The organism is Mesorhizobium sp. LEGMi-168a (assembly GCF_058312955.1).
This window is the reverse complement of the sequence record NZ_JBZEGV010000008.1, coordinates 21,195-36,771: the sequence shown is the minus strand read 5'-3', so window position 1 is coordinate 36,771 and position 15,577 is coordinate 21,195. Positions and strand designations below refer to the sequence as shown.

The window sequence follows — 15,577 nt, the reverse complement described above, 5'->3', positions numbered from 1 at the left end:
TGTTTTCGAACCGGGCTGAGTTCAGCGCCCGCCTACACACCGCCTCGCGTGTGTGCCGCCTTCAAGACTTGGCTTACACCGCCCAACAGCAATCCTGCGCGCCGTCTCGGGCTTTTGTGGTCCTCAAATGAGGCAACCGACGGCATGGGCGGGGGGCTTTGGGGGGCCGCCGGTTACCAGGACGAGGGGCCATAGAATCAGAAAAAATGCATAGGCCCTTATGCAATAATGCCAGTTATCCGCGTTCTTGGGAACTGGTTTCCAGCTTAAAATTCAAACGTATATGGGAAGGAGCGCACATTTACGATGACCTTCACGCGGCTGCCCGCGACAGGAACCACATCGGCCGTGCTGCGTCATAGAGACAGGTTGTTTGTCGCGGTCCCGGAGTGGCGTCGATGGTCAGGCTGCTTCTTGTCGTTGCGATGGCGCTCGCGCTCGCATGCGGCGCAAGCGGGGCAGCCAGGCTGGACATGGACGCGGTCAATCAGGCCCAGTTCAGCGAAGGCGAGCCGAAGGGCGTCGACCCGATGCTGCTCAAGGCGCAGATCCTGCTGGATCGCGCCCGCTTCTCGCCTGGCCTGATCGACGGCCGCCTTTCCGATAATTTTGCCAAGGCGGTCGCTGCCTTCCAGGCGGCGAACGGCTTGCCCTCCGACGGCAAGTTGACGCGCGAGACCTGGGACAAGCTCGCGGCGACCTTCGCCGGCCCGGTGCTGACTAACTACGAGGTCACGGCCAAGGATGTGCGCGGTCCCTTCACCAAACACATCCCGGCCCGCATGGAGCGGATGGCGCATCTGAGGCGGCTCGGCTACCGCAATGCCCGGGAAAAACTGGCGGAGCGTTTCCATGTCAGCGAACAAGTGCTGCGAATGCTCAATCCCAAAACCGGTTTCAGGAAGGCAGACACGAGCCTGGTGGTGCCCAATGTCGGCCGCGGCGATCCTCTCGCGGCCATCGGGAGCGTCGAGATCGACAAGGCATCTCGCCAGGTGCGCGCGCTCGATCCGTCAGGCAAAGCGCTCGCGGTCTATCCCGCCTCGATCGGCAGCAAGGAGAAGCCGGCGCCGAGCGGCGCGGCGGAGGTGAAGCGCGTCGTCCACAATCCGACCTATCACTACAATCCGAAATTCGCCTTCAAGGGGGTCAGAAGCAAGCGGCCCTTCACCATCGCCAAAGGGCCGAACAATCCGGTGGGATCGGTCTGGATCGACCTCTCGATCGAAAGCTACGGCATCCACGGGGCGCCCGAGCCCGGTAAGATCGGCACGACCTTCTCGCATGGCTGCATCCGGCTGACCAACTGGGACGCCGAAGACCTCGCCGCCATGGTCAAACCGGGCACGAAGGTCAACTTCAAGGACGAGACCGCGCAGGGCGGACAAATTCAGTGAAAGGCGGCAGCCGGCGAAACCGCTGCATAAGCCCAATTTATTATCATCCCTAGTTTTTGAAGACGTTACACGGCGTTTTACCGCCTGTAGCTTTCGACGGCACGCTTTTGAAAACGGTCTGGAATTGGTGGTTCGATGCAAGCATATGCGAGAGTGGTGATCGTCGGCGGAGGCTGCGTCGGGGCCGGCATCCTGTATGGCCTGGCCAAGCGCGGCTGGACCGACGTGGCGCTGCTCGAGCGCACGCAGCTGACCGCAGGCTCGACCTGGCATGCCGCCGGCCTGATCCCGTCCTATGCCCGCAACATCAATGTCGGGCGCATGATCAACAAGACCATCGAGATCTATGAAGGTCTCGAGGCCGAAACCGGGCAGCCGGTCGGATGGCACAAATGCGGCCAGCTGCGCATCGCCAATTCCAGGGACCGGCTCGACGAGTTCAAGAGCTATATGAGCGTCGCCGACGTGCAGGGCATGCGGGCGCATTTGCTGACGCCGGCGGAGGCCAGGGAGCTCTGCCCGCTGCTCGACAACGATCATATGCTCGGCGCCCTCTACCATCCGGATGACGGGCACATCGCGCCGGCCGACGTGACGCATGCCATGGCCAAAGGCGCGCGGGATCTGGGCGCCAAGGTCTATCTCAACACCGAGGTGACCGGGTTCAAGCGGACGCCCAGTGGCGAGTGGCTGGTGCAGACGAACAAGGGCGACATCACCTGCGAGCATGTGATCTCAGCCACCGGCAATTACGCGCGCCAGACCGGCGCGCTGCTCGGCCTCGACATCCCGGCGATCCCGATCCTGCACCAGTACTGGATCACCGAAGCCGTGCCGGAGATCGTCGAGCGGAAAAGGCAGGGACGGCCCGAAATGCCGATCCTGCGCGACGAAGGTTTCGAGGGCTATCTGCGCGAGGAAGGCGACGGCCTGATGTTCGGGCCCTACGAGCGCACCGCGAACCTGAAACTGTTCGCCGAGGACGGCGTTCCAGCCTGGTTCGGCGCCGATCTGGTCGAAGAGGATTTCGAGGCGGTGTCGTGGAACTGGGAGCAGGCCCTGCAGCTGGTCCCGGCACTGGGACGGGTCGGCATCAAGGCCAATGTGCGCGGCCCGTTCCAGATGACGGCGGACGAGCTTCCCTTGATGGGACCCGCCTGGGGCCTGCCCAATGTCTGGCTGGCCGAGGGCGTGCCGGGCGGCATCCTGTGGGGCGGCACGATCGGCTACTATCTGTCGGAGCGGATCGTCGAGGGCGGCAATAGCCTCGACACTTCCGACCTCGACCCGCGCCGCTTCGGCGACTACGCCAACAAGGCCTGGACACACGAAAAGGTCCGCGAGGCGTGGGGCACGCATGCGGAGCAGAAATATCCGGGGCAGGACATGCCCGCTGCCCGCCCGCAAAAGACCGCGCCCTCCTATGACAGGCTGACCGAACTTGGCGCGGTCTGGGGCGTGCTCAACGGCTGGGAGATGCCCAACTGGTTCGCGCCGAAGGGCGTCGAGGCCAAAGACCAGTATAGCTGGCGCTGGACTCCCAAGGGGAACTTCGTCGCCGAGGAAGTGCTGGCGGTGCGCAACGCCGTCGGGCTGGTCGAGATGACGCCGATGACCAAGTTCCAGGTGTCGGGGGCAAACGCGGTGGCCTGGCTCGACAAGATACTGGCCAATCGCCTGCCCGCGGTCGGCAAGGTGACGCTGGCGCATCACCTTACGGCGCAAGGCGGCGTGCAGGCGGAGTATATGGTGGCTCGCCTTCAGGAAGACTTGTTCTACCTGATCTCGACGCCGCGCGCGGAGCGCTGGAACCTCGACGATCTCTCGAGACTGCTTCCCGCCGACGGCAGCGTGAGCCTGAGGAACGTCACCAATGAGCGCGGCTGCTTCACGATCGTCGGACCGAACGCGCGCGAGGTGCTGCAACCCCTCACTGAGATCAACCTTTCGAATGCTCAATTCCCGTGGTTCAGCGTCAAGACCGGCGGCGTCGCTTTGGCCAGCGACGTTCGGCTTCTGCGCGTGAATTACGAAGGCGAGCTCGGATGGGAGCTCTACCATCCCCTCGCCTACCAGCGGCAATTGCTGGATGCGGTCCTCAAGGAAGGCGAAAAGCACGGCATGCGGCTTGTCGGGCTGCATGCTCTGGAGTCGCTGCGGCTCGAAAAATCCTATCGCGCCATGTATCGCGACATGAACCTGGAGCTCAACGCGCTGGAGAGCGGGCTGGAGCGATTCATCCGCCTCGACAAGGGCGATTTCGTCGGGCGCGACGCGGTTCTGAAATATAAGGCAAGGAACGACCAGCGTCGGTCGGTCACGCTCAAGATCGAAACCGACGGCGCGAGCACGCTTGCCTCCGAGGGGCTCTACATCGACGGCGCGCTGGTCGGGCGCATAACGTCGGGCGGCTATGGCTATGCGCTCGGGCACGACGTGGCGCTGGCGCTGTTGCCGGAGCGTCTGGCCAAGCCCGGCACGAAGCTCGACGTCGCGATCCTGGGAGAATGGAAGACCGCCGAGGTCATCGCGGACTCGCCTTACGATCCCGGAAACGAAAGGCCACGGATGTAGCCGGCGGTCGAGCGCAGTCAGCCCGATCATCTTCGCACTGTCACGGATCGTTCCGCCCTGCCCTGCGTTGAAGGACACGCGAGGAGGAATCGGCAATGGACGACGATCGGATCGAGAAGATCAGGCAGCGCGCCTATGAGATCTGGCAGCGCGAGGGCAGCATCCATGGCGACCACGAGCGGCACTGGCATCAGGCCGAGATGGAAATCGACCGCGAGGCGGCTCCCCCCTTGACGGCAAACGATGCGCTGCCTGAAACACGCGAGATCGACAGCGCGGACGTGCTGACGGTCGAGGCACTCGCGATGCGCACCGGCATATCGGGCGAAGAGGCGCAGGAACTGCTCGACAGGCTGGGTAACGACCGCGCCGCGATCGAGCAGGCGGCGCGCAGTCTTAAGGCGCGGAAGGGGCTGTAGGTTCGGAGCCGCGACGCGATCGGTCGGGGCCGGCCCTGACGCAAGCGGCAATTTATCCGCGGGGTTCATCCACTTTGAGGATATCGGCGCGCAGGTGATCCGCTGGCGCTTGCGGGCTTTCTCCTGCTCACCGTCTGGAAGGCACCCCCGTGGATCGTGGTCGTTTCGCTGGCGGTGGCGAGCGCGATCCTTTTTTGAAAGGAGCAATGCCATGGCAACAGTGAATGTTCGCTACATCGTCGATGATGTGGACGCGGCAATCGCGTTCTACACCCAGGCTCTCGGTTTCTCCGTCGCCATGCACCCGGCGCCGAGTTTCGCGATGCTGGACAAGGGCGACCTTCGGCTGCTCATCAACGCAACGACAGGACCGGGCGGCGCATCGCAGCCGATGCCGGATGGCCGCAAACCGGAACCCGGCGGCTGGAACCGGATCCAGATCGAAGTTGCGAAGATCGAGGACGAAGTCACTCGTCTGAAGACCTTTGGCGCCAAGTTTCGCAACGACATCGTGGCCGGGATAGGCGGCAAGCAGATCCTGCTCGACGACCCTGCCGGCAACCCGATCGAGCTGTTCGAGCCGCCGGCCAAATAGGGTCCGGACCGGCCAAGATTGCGGAGCGTTGGCCACTCCAAGTTGACAGGGCGGGCACATCACCCTAAGTTCGCGTTAGTGGCGACTAACGCGAACTATTGGACAGCGCTCGGAGATCCGACGAGGCGCACGATCTTCGAACTGCTGGTCGAACAGCCTTGTTCGGTCAGCGGACTCGCTCGTGCGCTGCCTGTAACCCGGCCGGCGGTCTCACAGCACTTGAAGGTCCTGAAGGACGCCGGGCTCGTGGCCGACACACGCTCCGGCAAGGAACGCATCTACCGGATCGATCCGGACGGGCTGGCAAGCCTGCGTGCGGAAATCGACCGGTTCTGGAGCAAGACCCTGGCCGGCTACAAACTGGCCGTCGAGCAACCAACGAAGGACCAGGCATGAGCAAGCAACCTGCACCCGCGCCAGTAAGACACTCCGTCGTTGTCGAGGCACCGATTGCGCGCGCCTTCAAGGTCTTCACCGAGGGCTTCGGCAGCTTCAAACCCCGCGAGCACAATCTTCTCGCCGTGCCGATCGCGGAGACGATCTTCGAGCCTCGGGTCGGAGGTCACGTGTACGACCGCGGCGCGGACGGCAGCGAATGCCGCTGGGCCCGGGTGCTGGCTTACGACCCGCCCGACCGGCTGGTTCTGAGCTGGGACATCAGCCCGCGATGGCAGATCGAGACCGACCCGAACAAGACCAGCGAATGGGAAGTCCGGTTCACGGCCGAGACGGAGAACCGAACCCGGGTCGAGATCGAGCACCGGAATCTCGAACGGCATGGCGAAGGCTGGGAAGGCGTGCGCGGCGGCGTCGACAGCGATCAGGGCTGGCCGCTGTACCTGCAGCGCTTCCACGATCTTTTTCCCGGCAAGGCAGCCTGACCGTCGCGCAGCGATTCAAGGCATCGCATCACGGAGCCAAGACAAGATGGAAGCCTATTGGTTCAGCATCCTCGGCGTGGCCGCGCTCTGCCTCCTGTCCGTGCTGCTTGCGGTCTATTCGGGCTCATCCAAAGGGTTCGCCGGAATGCTTTCAGGGCCGGTGATCCCGGCGGACGACGACAACAGGCTTTACAGGATCGACCGCGTCCACATGAATTCGGTCGAAGCGCTGGCGCCTTTTGTCGTGCCGGCGATGCTGGCGATGATGGTCGGCGTCGGGCCGGCCACCTTGGCGACGCTCGTCTGGCTTCACCTGGCGATACGCCTCGTTCATTTGGCGATCTACCTGCGTGGCGGAAACGCCGCCAAGGGAGGCAACGTCAGGACGATCCTTTACGTCTCCGGAGCACTGGTCACGCTTGCCCTCATCGTCGTGACCGGGTGGGCCGCCGCAGCCTGACGCCGCGGCTCTTCGACTGGCACTTGTTTGTGACACCCGCCTGCATTGTACTTTCCAGGGTCGAACCTTGAGGAGGCAGGGCGATGAACTGGAAAGCGGCGGCGGTTTCCTGTCTAGCGACGATGTTGATCGGTGGGGCGATGTGCGGCCAGGCGCTTGCCTGGGGCCAGGAAGGCCATGCGGTGATCGCCGAGATCGCGCAGCACAGGCTGAGCCAAAACGCCTATGACGTGATCGAGCAGCTCCTGCGCGCGCATCTCAAGCTCGAGCCACCGGCGACCGTGTCGCTGGCCTCGGTCGCGAGCTGGCCCGACGACTATCGCGCCGAGAACCACAAGGAGACGTCGAACTGGCATTTCGTCGACATCCCCCTCGCCTCCAGGCCCGGCGACGCGCCGACCGCCACCACCGCCTACGATCCGGCGCGCGACTGCAAGGACGACGCGACCTTCGGCTTCTGCCTGATGAAGGCGCTGCCGGCGCAGGAAAAGATCCTAGCCGATCCGAAGAAGAGCGACGAGGAGCGCTGGAAGGCGCTCGCCTTCGTCATCCATCTGGTGGGGGATCTCTCGCAGCCGCTGCACTGCGTCGAGCGCCTCGACGGCAACCAGGGCGACCAGGGCGGCAACACGCTGACGGTGACCTTCAACGTCTCGCGGCCGAAGCCGGACGGCTCGACCTATCGCGACCTCACCACCTTCCACGCGGTGTGGGATTCCAGCCTGATCCTGTTCAAATATTATGACTGGGGCAAAGTCGCGCTCGACCTCGAGACCGACGTCATTCCCAATCTCGCGCCGATGCCAGTCGCGGACCAGACGCCGGGAAAATGGCTGGCCGCGTGCCACGCAATAGCGGAGGACGCCTATCGCGCGCTGCCCAAGGGCACGTCGATCAAGGCAGACAACCCGCATGCGGTGATCCTCGACCAGGCCTATTTCGATCAATTCTCGCCGGCTGCCATCCAGCAGCTCGCGCTCGGCGGCCTGCATCTGGCCGCCGTGCTCAACGAGACGCTGGCGGTTGACAAGTAGGCGGTGGATTGCCGCGCGGCCCCGGCGGATGCATAGTGGCGGCACGGCAGGTGGCACCTGGTTCTCCCGGGGAAATGGCCATGAACGGAGAGAAGGATAATCCCGGTGTCGCGGTGTTCCCGCCGCTGTTGTTCCTTGTGGCGGTGATCCTGATGCTGGCCTTGCGCTATGTCTGGCCGTTGGCGATTGGCGCCCGGCCGCTGACTATGGTGCTGGGTATCCTGCTTGCGGCCGTTGCGATTGCCATCATCGCCTGGGGACGCATGACGATGCAGCGCGGCGGCACCAATATCGACCCGACGAAGCCGACATTGGCGATCGTCACCGGCGGCCCGTTCGGCTTCTCGCGCAACCCGCTCTATGTCGGCCTGATGGGCCTGCTGCTCGGCATCGGGCTCATCTTCGACACCTGGTGGGGCGTGCTCGCTCTCGTCCCCGTCTTCCTCATCCTGCATTCCGGCGTGGTGCTGCGCGAGGAAGCGTATCTGGAGCGCAAGTTCGGCGAGCCTTACCGCGCCTATAAGGCGGGCGTGCGCCGCTATCTTTGAGACGGCGCCGCGCCCCGATCGATGCGATCGGCAGGCGACGGCAGGTTGGACGTCAGCCCTTCAGCGAATTGCTGTAGACCTGCACACCGACGCGTTCGTTGCGCCGCCAGCGCATCACGGCGCGATAGACGGCATCGTCGTCGGGAACAATCAGCGTGAAGCGGTCCGGTAGGTCAACCTGCGCACCGACGCGCAGCTCGGCGCCATGCTCGTGCTGGTTTCGGATGAAACATCTGATCCTGGCGTCAGCAGTGACGATGGTGGCCTCCTTCAGCACGAATTCTCGCGCATGAAGACGGCGCTCGGTGTGGGGAAAGGTGGCCATGGTGCACTCATCCCGAAATTTCCGCGGTGGGGTTCAGCCTCCCCTCGCCCGACGCTCCACCATAGCAGCGAGGCGTTTCCGTTCCGTTAGCGACCGCTAAACGCGACCGGCCGGGCGGTCCCGTTTTCGTACGCATTCGCCGGCTGATCGTGAGGACTCGATAGCGGACAGCGCTCTCAACTCGCTAAAGTGCATCTCAGAAACGGTGTTTGACCAAAGGTAGCTTGCTTTGCGTCGACCAATTGATGCCAACGAGTTGTCCGGCGCGAAGAAAGGCGGCCGTGCCGCGGATATCTACGTGGCGCGGGCCTTTCGAGATTTTGGCGATGGCTTTGCCGCAGTGCTCCTGCCGGTATACCTGGCAGCGATCGGCCTTGGCCCGCTGGAGATTGGCGTTGTCGCCACCGCCGCGCTCCTGGGTTCGGCGCTATTGACGCTAGGCATCGGGTTTCTTGCCGTGCGAGCAGACCGGCTCACCCTGCTTTTGGCCGCATCCGGCCTGATGATCGCAACTGGGCTGGCCTATACGCAGTCAAGCACCTATGCGCTTGTTCTGCTCGTGGCCTTCCTCGGCACGATCAATCCTTCTTCCGGCAGCGTCAGCATCTTTGTCCCACTGGAGCACGCCGTATTGTCGCGGTTGGTCGCCGATGCGGACCGCACGAAGGCGTTCGCACGCTATAGTTTGCTAGGCGCACTGGCGGCATCCGTCGGCGCACTCGCCGCAACCAGTCCAGACTTACTGGTCACGACTGGCATGTCGCGTCTGACCGCGCTTAAAGCAATGTTTGTCCTTTACGGAGTTCTGGGCGTAGCCGGAGGGCTTACCTACGCGCGCATTCCCGCTGGTCCGAAAACCTCTCCTCAGGACCGGCCCGTCGCGGCGCTTGGGCCATCGCGTGCCATTGTCTACAAGCTGGCGGCCCTGTTCAGCATCGATGCGTTCGCCGGTGGTTTTGCCGTGCAGTCGCTCGTTGCCTTGTGGCTATTCAGCAAGTTCGGTCTTTCGCTGTCGACTGCCGGGGTGTTCTTTTTCTGGTCGGGTGTTTTGTCGGCGGTTTCATTTCCAATCGCCGCGTGGCTGTCGAACCGCATCGGCCTCGTGAACACGATGGTGTTCACCCACATTCCGTCGAGCGTGTGCCTCATTCTGGCGGCTGTCATACCGAGCCGTGACGCGGCCCTCGCGTTTTTGCTCATACGCGCGGCGCTGTCCCAGATGGACGTACCGACACGCTCTTCTTACGTGATGGCCGTCGTCACGCCACCAGAGCGGCCCGCGGCGGCGAGCGTTACGTCGGTTCCACGAAGCCTTGCTGCGGCGGCGAGCCCGGCGATCGCCGGCGCCCTGTTCGCCGCGGGCTTTGAAGCGTGGCCCCTCGTGATCTGCGGTGCCCTCAAGATCCTCTACGACCTGGCCTTGCTTTGGGCTTTCCGCCATATCAAGCCGCCTGAAGAAAGATGAAGCAGCATCTATTCGCAAGGAGGGCGGCAACCGTGGATTTGAAGTACCGCCTGCCAGGTTTCGCGCTGGTGGTCACACAGCACCGCCTTCATCCGTGCTCGTGGTGATGCTCCTCCGGCCCGGCCATGGCGAACTGCAAGTCCTCGCTGTCGGCGCCGGCCGCAAGGTGCAGCCTGGCGCTGAACTCGTGCGGCTCGGCCGGCGCGACCAAGCTCTGCAGATAGTGGTGGTCGCCGCCGACCGGCGACAGCGGCAGTTGCTCGACCATCCCGCCCGACCGTTCGATAGCGACATTCGCCCGCAAGCCTTCGGCATGGCGCGACAGGCGCAGGCGCATGCGCTCGCCCTGCGGCGTGTCGACGATTTCCAAGAGCCCGCTGGCGAGCCTGGCCGACACCAGGAACGGATCGGGCGCGTGGTGATGCCCACCGTCCGCCTGCACTTCGGCGAAGCGGATCGTGGCGACGTCGAGGGCCGGAACATGAGCGAAAAGCTCGACTTTCAGCGAGGCTGCGATGTTGTTGGCGGCGGCGAGCAGCAACCCGTCATTGACCGCGATCGCCACATCGACATGAAGCTTATGGCCGAGCCAGCGGGCCTTGGCCTCGACCACCTTCTCGATTCCGGCGACATGCGCTGCCGAATGATGAATCTCGTCGATGATGCCCGGTTCGATACCGTCGAGCGTGCGGGTCAGCACCGAGCGCGCCGATTGCCAGACGATGCCGAAGATGGCGACGGTGATGAGCAGGCCGATGATCGGGTCGGCGAGCGGAAAGCCGAGCCAGACGCCGAGCGCGCCGGCAACCACGGCGAGGCTGGTGAGACCGTCGGTGCGCGCATGATAGCCGTCGGCGATCAGCGCGGCGCTGTTGATCTGGCGACCGACGCGGATGCGGAATACCGCCACCGCCTCGTTGCCGAGGAAGCCGATGACGCCGGCCGCCGCAAGCCAGCCGAGGAACCGCACCGGCTGGGGATTGAGCAGGCGGTCGATCGCCTCGTAGCCGGCGACAATCGCACTCGCCAGGATGATGAGCACGATAGCGATGCCGGCCAGGTCCTCGACCCGACCCAGGCCATAGGTGAATGTCCTGGTCGGTTTGCGGCGCACCAGCGCGAAGGCGATCCAGAGCGGAATCGCGGTGGTCGCGTCAGCGATGTTGTGGATGGTGTCGGCAAGCAGCGCCACGCTGCCGGAAAACATCACGACGACGATCTGCAATGCGGCGGTGACCGCGAGGATCACAAACGACCACTTGATCGCCCAGATGCCGCGATCAGTGGTCGCGATCGTGGCGTCGATCACGCCATGGGTGTGACCGTGCGGGCCATGATGATCATGACCGTGCCCACCATGGCCATGATCGTGCGAGCCAAAGCCGAACCAGTCCAGAATCTTTTCCCGCATCTCGGGCCTCACAGATACTTGGTGAGCTGCTTCAGCTCCTTGAGCGTGTCCCTGGTCGGTTCGCCGCCTTCGACCAGGCAATGCTCCATATGGTCGTGGATCAATTCTCGCTTGGCATTGCCAACCGCGCTTTCGACAGCGTGGAGCTGTTGCGCCAGATCGAGGCAGGAGCGGCCCTGCTCGAACATGGTGAGCACGGCAGCCAGATGGCCGTGCGCGCGCTTGAGCCGGGCGATGATGTCGGGATGGGAGCTGTGTATCGTCATGACCATATCCTATCCTCCAGGGTAGGATATTGGCAACAAATGACAGGCCACCTTGCAGATCGGACTTACGTGGCCGTCAGAACGGCGCTAGAGCGTTTCACGGAAACGGCGAACGCTCTATCTCTTTCTTTTTACGCAATTCCGGACGGAAAACCGTTTCACACTTTTCCTGGAATTGCTCTAATGCCGCTTGAAGTACTGCACCTCGCGTTCGTGCTTCTCGGCCGCCTCGCGCGACTTGAAGGTGCCGAGGTTCCGGCGCTTGCCGGTCCTGGGATCGACCTTGCGCGAATAGAGGCGGTATTCGCCGGATTTCAGCTTGCGGATCATGGCGGCCTCCTGTGCGCTTTCATAGCTCTAACCCGCTGCAGCCCTCCGGGTTCCGGCAGGCCGAACGTGATCCATTTCACGGAAGCGCCGGGCCGAATGTCGGAATCGACGTGTCAGTGACATAATTCGGTCGGATTATTTGTACTCAAATGACTTCCGCAACGTTATGGGTGCGTTGCGTGCATGCCGGAATGGAGGAGGGTGAGATGGTGACGGCGAAGCTTCACGGTGTTGAACTCGTCAAAGGCCAGAAGTGGACGGTGCGCGTCACCGCCTACGGCACCACGCTGACCTTCCCCTTCGAAGCCGAGCAATATGCGCGCTCCTATGCCGATGGGCAGGCCTTCCGCCTCGGCGTCGAGGTGGTCGAGCTGAAGGACTGCGCATAGTGATGGAACGTCAAATTCCGACAGGCCGCTGAAAACCAGGCCGATGCGCCGGCATCGGATGAAAATGTTCGAAACGAACCACCCTATCGACAGTTCAGCCGTTGCCGTCCGGAGCAGACGCTCACCGTTGGCGGCGCGACTGTTTTCAACGAGAAGCAGACACGAGCCGGCTGGACCGCAGGCGCAGGCATCGAGCACGCCATTGCCGATCGCCTCTCCTTCGGCACCGAATATGCCTATGTGGACCTGGGCTCGAAGCAGATACTCGACAATGGCGAAGGGCTGACAGTCAAGGACGACGTGGCTTTCCACACGCTGAAGGCCTTCGTGAATTTCCGTTTCTAGTTGCCAGCACAATCCCAGGAGAGTGCGCGGCGGTTTTCCGTCCGGAACTTCCAATCAGGCTTGCCCCGGCGCGTAGACGATTTTCTCGCCATCTTCCTTGACGAAGTCGCGCACCGGATAGTCGAGTACCGGCAGCACCGCCTCCGAGGGCCGACAGAGCCTGGTGCCTTTCGGCGTCTCGACGATCGGCCGGTTGATGAGGATCGGGTGGGCGAGCATGAAATCGACAAGCTCGCCGTCGCTCCATTTCGGATCGGCGAGGCCAAGCTCGGCGTAAGGCGTTCCCTTCTCTCTCAGCAACTCGCGCGGAGTGATGTCCATCGCCGCGATCAACTCGAGCAGCCGGTCGCGGGTGGGCGGCGTCTTCAGATATTCGATCACCACCGGCTCCTCGCCGCTGGCGCGGATCATGGCGAGCGTGTTGCGCGAGGTGCCGCAGGCGGGGTTGTGATAGATCGTGACCGTCATGGCTTGCCTTTGAATGGCTGGGCTTTCAATGCTTGGGATTGCTCGATGGTTTCGGGCCGCAACAGCCAGCCCATCAGCGCCAGCGCGACCAAGGCGCCAAGCAGTTCGGCGGCAATGAAGCCCGGCAGATCGACCGGCCTGATGCCGGAAAACGTGTCGGTGAGCGAACGCGCCACCGCGACCGCCGGATTGGCGAAAGAGGTGGAGGCGGTGAACCAGTAGGCGGCGGTGATGTAGAGGCCGACCAGCCAGGGCACGGCGCGTCGCTCGAAGCGGAGGCCGGCGAGAATGACGGCGACAAGCCCGAACGTCGCGACAACCTCGGAGAACCATTGTGCGGGTCCGGCACGTAGCTTCGTCGCGACCTCCAGCACCGGGAGCGCGAACATCAGATGCGCGGCAATCGTGCCGGCGATGCCGCCAGCGACCTGCGCGGCGAGATAGACCGGCAGATCGCGGGCCGGCAGCGTCCGGTTGAGACAGAAGACCAGCGAGACGGCCGGATTGAAATGGGCGCCGGAGATCGGCCCCAGCATGGTGATCAGCACCACCAGCATGGCGCCGGTCGCCAGCGTGTTGCCGAGCAGCGCCAGCGCCACATCATGCGTCAGCGTCTCGGCCATGATGCCGGAGCCGACGACAGTCGCCACCAAAAGGCCGGTGCCCAGAGCTTCGGCAACGGCGCGTCGCGGAAGATCGTAAGCGGTCATTGCCGGCTCCCCTCGCCCGGCGCGCAGCACGGCACCGCCAGCGCCGGCACGCAGATTTCCGGACGGCCAGAGCAGCAATCCTCCATCAGGAACCGGATCAGGCCGGAAAGCGCATCGTACTCCGCGCTGTAGACGATCGAGCGCGCGTCGCGCCGCGCGCTCACGAGGCCGGCGCGCTCCAGCTCCTTGAGATGGAAGCTGACATTGGACGGCGAGACCTCGACCTGTTCGGCAAGCGAACCGGCGGCGATGCCGTCCGGCCCGGCAACCACCAGCAATCGCAGCAGCCGCAGCCGTGTGTCCTGCGACAGCGCACCGAAAGCGATCAGGGCTTGACGTTCATCCACGTTTCAATAATCCTTGAAATGTTGAAATGAGGAATAGCCGACATGCTTTCTCCTGACAACCGGAAAATCACCCCTGCCCTCGCCATCGACCCGTCGGATCTCACCATCGGCGACCTGCTCGACGCGCTGGCCGCCTACCAGGACAAGCCGCTGGTGTTCCGCTATGACGGCCGGCCGGTAAAGCCGGGCTACCATGTGACCGAGGTCAAGGCCGGGCAGTTCTCGGGGCTGGATTGCGGCGCCAACCCGGAATCCTGGTCGGAAATCTTCGTGCAGCTGTGGGACGTCGACGAAGGCGGACCGGTCCACATGCCGGCCGGCAGGTTCACAGCGATCATCCGCAAGGTCGCCGATCACGTGGCTCTCGATCAGTCGGCCAGGTTGACCTTCGAAGTCAGCGACGGCGTTCGGCCCATGGAGCTTCACCGGGCAGGCCAACCGGCATTGGTTGGCGGCGCCGTCGAAGTCGAACTGTCGCCACGACCGGCAAGCTGCAAGCCGCGCGACCGTTGGCTGGAAGGGCAGAAGGCGAGCGCATCATGTCGTTCGCCCGCGAGCGGCAAGGCTTGTTGCAGCTGACCGAGTTGTCGGCACGAGTTTTTCCGACGCAGGAAAATTAGCGATCCCTTGTATTTCTTGCAAATGAGGATCATGCTCAGCTCAGTGTGTGGCAACCTGATGCGCAATGGGTGGGTATAAAAGGGTAAGGCGTCATGGGATATGCAGTCTGCTATGATCACAGTGGGATCGATCTGGCTTGGTCGATCTTCCTCGACATCACGGCGTTTTTCATGCTCATGGCGCCATTGGCCATTGCGCGGCTGATAGCGATATCGCGCGCGAATGGCACAGCTCAGCCTCAAGCCGCGTAGAGGCTTGAAGATCCGTTTCTAGCCTGAGCGCGGGACCTTCCGGGGGGCTTCCCCGAACAGCGCCAAGCAGTCGATCTCGTCGCGGAAAAGCGCGTCGGGATCAAGCACCAGCAACGACGTCTGCGTCGGAGGGCTCCTCAGCCTGGCGTTCATTTCCGTGCGCGCCTGACGCTCCGCCTCGGCGAGTGAGGCCAGGGAAGCCTTTTCGGCCCCGTGAGGGTGAGAGCCCTTCGACATAGCGACACAAAACGCGGTCGCCCTCTCTTGCGTTCCGTCGCAAGTGGAGCGGTCGATGCATCAGGGCCAACCCGTCCTTTTTCTCGATTGAGCGGAACGCCGACAAGGAACTTTCCATCGGCCGGAACAGTTCCCGATCGGGTGCGAACATGAAAAGGGCGTCGCGTCATCTCCTGAAAGGAACCGGTTACCTGATCTCGACGGTCAGCGTCGTTCTTCTGGCGATCGTCAGCTGGTCGAACGCATCGAAAGACCTGTTGTTGACAGCGTGCCTTCTTGCAGGCGCCGCGATATCGGTTGCCGGCATGTTTTGCCGGTGGCTCTCCTACGAGATCGAAAAGCGAAAAGAGGAGAGCGTCGACAAACGCGACGATCCGACGGCAACAATACCCACGGCGGATGGTGGCGCAGGTACTTGGAGACCGAGCCGTCCAGTCTAAAGCGCGTCGCGAAGGAACGGATTCAGGCCGCCAGCCGGCTCGACAGCCTCGCGATTAACCTTCG

At 63.3% G+C, this 15,577-nt stretch carries 20 protein-coding genes and 1 pseudogene; 14 read left to right on the top strand and 7 right to left on the bottom strand.

The window, feature by feature from the left end; genetic code table 11:
* The first annotated feature begins 398 nt into the window (after positions 1–398).
* The 9 genes from AC4FWB_RS13360 (at position 399) to AC4FWB_RS13320 (ending at position 7,908) form a co-directional block, all read left to right on the top strand.
* Positions 399–1,397, top strand: a complete 999-nt coding sequence (locus AC4FWB_RS13360) for a L,D-transpeptidase (protein ID WP_491026546.1) — start codon at positions 399–401, stop codon at positions 1,395–1,397.
* Between the two features lie 135 nt (positions 1,398–1,532).
* On the top strand, positions 1,533–3,971 hold the full coding sequence (locus AC4FWB_RS13355; protein WP_491026545.1) for a GcvT family protein: 2,439 nt from the start codon (positions 1,533–1,535) through the stop codon (positions 3,969–3,971).
* A gap of 95 nt (positions 3,972–4,066) precedes the next feature.
* The gene (locus AC4FWB_RS13350; RefSeq protein WP_491026543.1) at positions 4,067–4,390 is read left to right on the top strand and encodes a DUF2934 domain-containing protein; all 324 of its coding nucleotides are present in this window, start codon (positions 4,067–4,069) and stop codon (positions 4,388–4,390) included.
* A 211-nt stretch (positions 4,391–4,601) separates the two neighbouring features.
* Positions 4,602–4,985: a VOC family protein gene (locus AC4FWB_RS13345; protein ID WP_491026542.1), complete on the top strand. Its 384-nt coding sequence runs from the start codon at positions 4,602–4,604 to the stop codon at positions 4,983–4,985.
* 78 nt (positions 4,986–5,063) lie between these two features.
* Positions 5,064–5,381 carry an ArsR/SmtB family transcription factor gene (locus AC4FWB_RS13340; RefSeq protein WP_491026541.1) on the top strand — a complete coding sequence of 106 codons (318 nt, stop codon included), beginning with the start codon at positions 5,064–5,066 and terminating at the stop codon, positions 5,379–5,381.
* The gene (locus AC4FWB_RS13335; RefSeq protein ID WP_491026539.1) at positions 5,378–5,866 is read left to right on the top strand and encodes an SRPBCC family protein; all 489 of its coding nucleotides are present in this window, start codon (positions 5,378–5,380) and stop codon (positions 5,864–5,866) included. The genes AC4FWB_RS13340 and AC4FWB_RS13335 overlap by 4 nt, the downstream gene beginning before the upstream one ends.
* A 46-nt stretch (positions 5,867–5,912) precedes the next feature.
* The gene (locus AC4FWB_RS13330) at positions 5,913–6,326 is read left to right on the top strand and encodes an MAPEG family protein (protein WP_491026538.1); all 414 of its coding nucleotides are present in this window, start codon (positions 5,913–5,915) and stop codon (positions 6,324–6,326) included.
* A gap of 83 nt (positions 6,327–6,409) precedes the next feature.
* Positions 6,410–7,360 carry a S1/P1 nuclease gene (locus AC4FWB_RS13325; protein ID WP_491026537.1) on the top strand — a complete coding sequence of 317 codons (951 nt, stop codon included), beginning with the start codon at positions 6,410–6,412 and terminating at the stop codon, positions 7,358–7,360.
* Positions 7,361–7,440: 80 nt separating this feature from the next.
* Positions 7,441–7,908, top strand: coding sequence for a methyltransferase family protein (locus AC4FWB_RS13320; protein WP_491026536.1), 468 nt, complete (start codon positions 7,441–7,443; stop codon positions 7,906–7,908).
* A gap of 52 nt (positions 7,909–7,960) precedes the next feature.
* Here the strand turns inward: AC4FWB_RS13320 and AC4FWB_RS13315 are convergent, their stop codons facing one another.
* Positions 7,961–8,233, bottom strand: coding sequence for a PilZ domain-containing protein (locus AC4FWB_RS13315; protein WP_491026535.1), 273 nt, complete (start codon positions 8,231–8,233; stop codon positions 7,961–7,963).
* A gap of 256 nt (positions 8,234–8,489) precedes the next feature.
* Here AC4FWB_RS13315 and AC4FWB_RS13310 point away from each other — a divergent pair, with 256 nt between their 5' ends.
* On the top strand, positions 8,490–9,698 hold the full coding sequence (locus AC4FWB_RS13310; protein ID WP_491026534.1) for an MFS transporter: 1,209 nt from the start codon (positions 8,490–8,492) through the stop codon (positions 9,696–9,698).
* Positions 9,699–9,786: 88 nt separating this feature from the next.
* Here the strand turns inward: AC4FWB_RS13310 and AC4FWB_RS13305 are convergent, their stop codons facing one another.
* From AC4FWB_RS13305 to AC4FWB_RS13295, 3 genes are all read right to left on the bottom strand, one after another.
* Complete coding sequence (locus AC4FWB_RS13305; protein WP_491026533.1) at positions 9,787–11,109, bottom strand: cation diffusion facilitator family transporter; 1,323 nt, start codon at positions 11,107–11,109, stop codon at positions 9,787–9,789.
* Positions 11,110–11,117: 8 nt separating this feature from the next.
* On the bottom strand, positions 11,118–11,381 hold the full coding sequence (locus AC4FWB_RS13300; RefSeq protein ID WP_491026532.1) for a metal-sensing transcriptional repressor: 264 nt from the start codon (positions 11,379–11,381) through the stop codon (positions 11,118–11,120).
* A 174-nt stretch (positions 11,382–11,555) separates the two neighbouring features.
* Positions 11,556–11,705: a hypothetical protein gene (locus tag AC4FWB_RS13295; protein WP_095770090.1), complete on the bottom strand. Its 150-nt coding sequence runs from the start codon at positions 11,703–11,705 to the stop codon at positions 11,556–11,558.
* A gap of 206 nt (positions 11,706–11,911) precedes the next feature.
* Between AC4FWB_RS13295 and AC4FWB_RS13290 the strand changes: the two genes are divergently transcribed.
* Together AC4FWB_RS13290 and AC4FWB_RS13285 are read left to right on the top strand one after the other, a co-directional pair.
* Positions 11,912–12,094, top strand: a complete 183-nt coding sequence (locus AC4FWB_RS13290; protein WP_210324999.1) for a hypothetical protein — start codon at positions 11,912–11,914, stop codon at positions 12,092–12,094.
* A gap of 159 nt (positions 12,095–12,253) precedes the next feature.
* Positions 12,254–12,439, top strand: a pseudogene (locus tag AC4FWB_RS13285) (outer membrane protein); the annotation flags it as partial.
* Between the two features lie 54 nt (positions 12,440–12,493).
* Here the strand turns inward: AC4FWB_RS13285 and arsC are convergent.
* Genes arsC through AC4FWB_RS13270 form a run of 3 tightly spaced genes read right to left on the bottom strand, consistent with a single transcriptional unit; the run spans position 12,494 to position 13,964 of the window.
* On the bottom strand, positions 12,494–12,907 hold the full coding sequence (arsC, locus tag AC4FWB_RS13280; RefSeq protein WP_491026531.1) for an arsenate reductase (glutaredoxin): 414 nt from the start codon (positions 12,905–12,907) through the stop codon (positions 12,494–12,496).
* The gene (locus AC4FWB_RS13275) at positions 12,904–13,617 is read right to left on the bottom strand and encodes an aquaporin (protein ID WP_491026530.1); all 714 of its coding nucleotides are present in this window, start codon (positions 13,615–13,617) and stop codon (positions 12,904–12,906) included. Before AC4FWB_RS13275 ends, arsC begins: the two co-directional genes overlap by 4 nt.
* On the bottom strand, positions 13,614–13,964 hold the full coding sequence (locus tag AC4FWB_RS13270) for an ArsR/SmtB family transcription factor (protein ID WP_491026529.1): 351 nt from the start codon (positions 13,962–13,964) through the stop codon (positions 13,614–13,616). Before AC4FWB_RS13270 ends, AC4FWB_RS13275 begins: the two co-directional genes overlap by 4 nt.
* Before the next feature lie 42 nt (positions 13,965–14,006).
* Here AC4FWB_RS13270 and AC4FWB_RS13265 point away from each other — a divergent pair, with 42 nt between their 5' ends.
* Both AC4FWB_RS13265 and AC4FWB_RS13260 read left to right on the top strand, forming a co-directional pair.
* On the top strand, positions 14,007–14,543 hold the full coding sequence (locus tag AC4FWB_RS13265; protein WP_491026528.1) for a DUF6428 family protein: 537 nt from the start codon (positions 14,007–14,009) through the stop codon (positions 14,541–14,543).
* A gap of 679 nt (positions 14,544–15,222) precedes the next feature.
* Complete coding sequence (locus AC4FWB_RS13260; RefSeq protein WP_491026527.1) at positions 15,223–15,513, top strand: hypothetical protein; 291 nt, start codon at positions 15,223–15,225, stop codon at positions 15,511–15,513.
* Positions 15,514–15,577: the final 64 nt, after the last annotated feature.

Bases quoted from the DNA above. Each gene is read 5' to 3' on its own strand.
- AC4FWB_RS13360 (WP_491026546.1), top strand. From the start codon at position 399: ATGGTCAGGCTGCTTCTTGTCGTTGCGATGGCGCTCGCGCTCGCATGC.
- AC4FWB_RS13355 (WP_491026545.1), top strand. From the start codon at position 1,533: ATGCAAGCATATGCGAGAGTGGTGATCGTCGGCGGAGGCTGCGTCGGG.
- AC4FWB_RS13350 (WP_491026543.1), top strand. From the start codon at position 4,067: ATGGACGACGATCGGATCGAGAAGATCAGGCAGCGCGCCTATGAGATC.
- AC4FWB_RS13345 (WP_491026542.1), top strand. From the start codon at position 4,602: ATGGCAACAGTGAATGTTCGCTACATCGTCGATGATGTGGACGCGGCA.
- AC4FWB_RS13335 (WP_491026539.1), top strand. From the start codon at position 5,378: ATGAGCAAGCAACCTGCACCCGCGCCAGTAAGACACTCCGTCGTTGTC.
- AC4FWB_RS13330 (WP_491026538.1), top strand. From the start codon at position 5,913: ATGGAAGCCTATTGGTTCAGCATCCTCGGCGTGGCCGCGCTCTGCCTC.
- AC4FWB_RS13325 (WP_491026537.1), top strand. From the start codon at position 6,410: ATGAACTGGAAAGCGGCGGCGGTTTCCTGTCTAGCGACGATGTTGATC.
- AC4FWB_RS13320 (WP_491026536.1), top strand. From the start codon at position 7,441: ATGAACGGAGAGAAGGATAATCCCGGTGTCGCGGTGTTCCCGCCGCTG.
- AC4FWB_RS13315 (WP_491026535.1), bottom strand. From the start codon at position 8,233: ATGGCCACCTTTCCCCACACCGAGCGCCGTCTTCATGCGCGAGAATTC.
- AC4FWB_RS13305 (WP_491026533.1), bottom strand. From the start codon at position 11,109: ATGCGGGAAAAGATTCTGGACTGGTTCGGCTTTGGCTCGCACGATCAT.
- AC4FWB_RS13300 (WP_491026532.1), bottom strand. From the start codon at position 11,381: ATGGTCATGACGATACACAGCTCCCATCCCGACATCATCGCCCGGCTC.
- AC4FWB_RS13295 (WP_095770090.1), bottom strand. From the start codon at position 11,705: ATGATCCGCAAGCTGAAATCCGGCGAATACCGCCTCTATTCGCGCAAG.
- AC4FWB_RS13290 (WP_210324999.1), top strand. From the start codon at position 11,912: ATGGTGACGGCGAAGCTTCACGGTGTTGAACTCGTCAAAGGCCAGAAG.
- arsC (WP_491026531.1), bottom strand. From the start codon at position 12,907: ATGACGGTCACGATCTATCACAACCCCGCCTGCGGCACCTCGCGCAAC.
- AC4FWB_RS13275 (WP_491026530.1), bottom strand. From the start codon at position 13,617: ATGACCGCTTACGATCTTCCGCGACGCGCCGTTGCCGAAGCTCTGGGC.
- AC4FWB_RS13265 (WP_491026528.1), top strand. From the start codon at position 14,007: ATGCTTTCTCCTGACAACCGGAAAATCACCCCTGCCCTCGCCATCGAC.
- AC4FWB_RS13260 (WP_491026527.1), top strand. From the start codon at position 15,223: ATGAAAAGGGCGTCGCGTCATCTCCTGAAAGGAACCGGTTACCTGATC.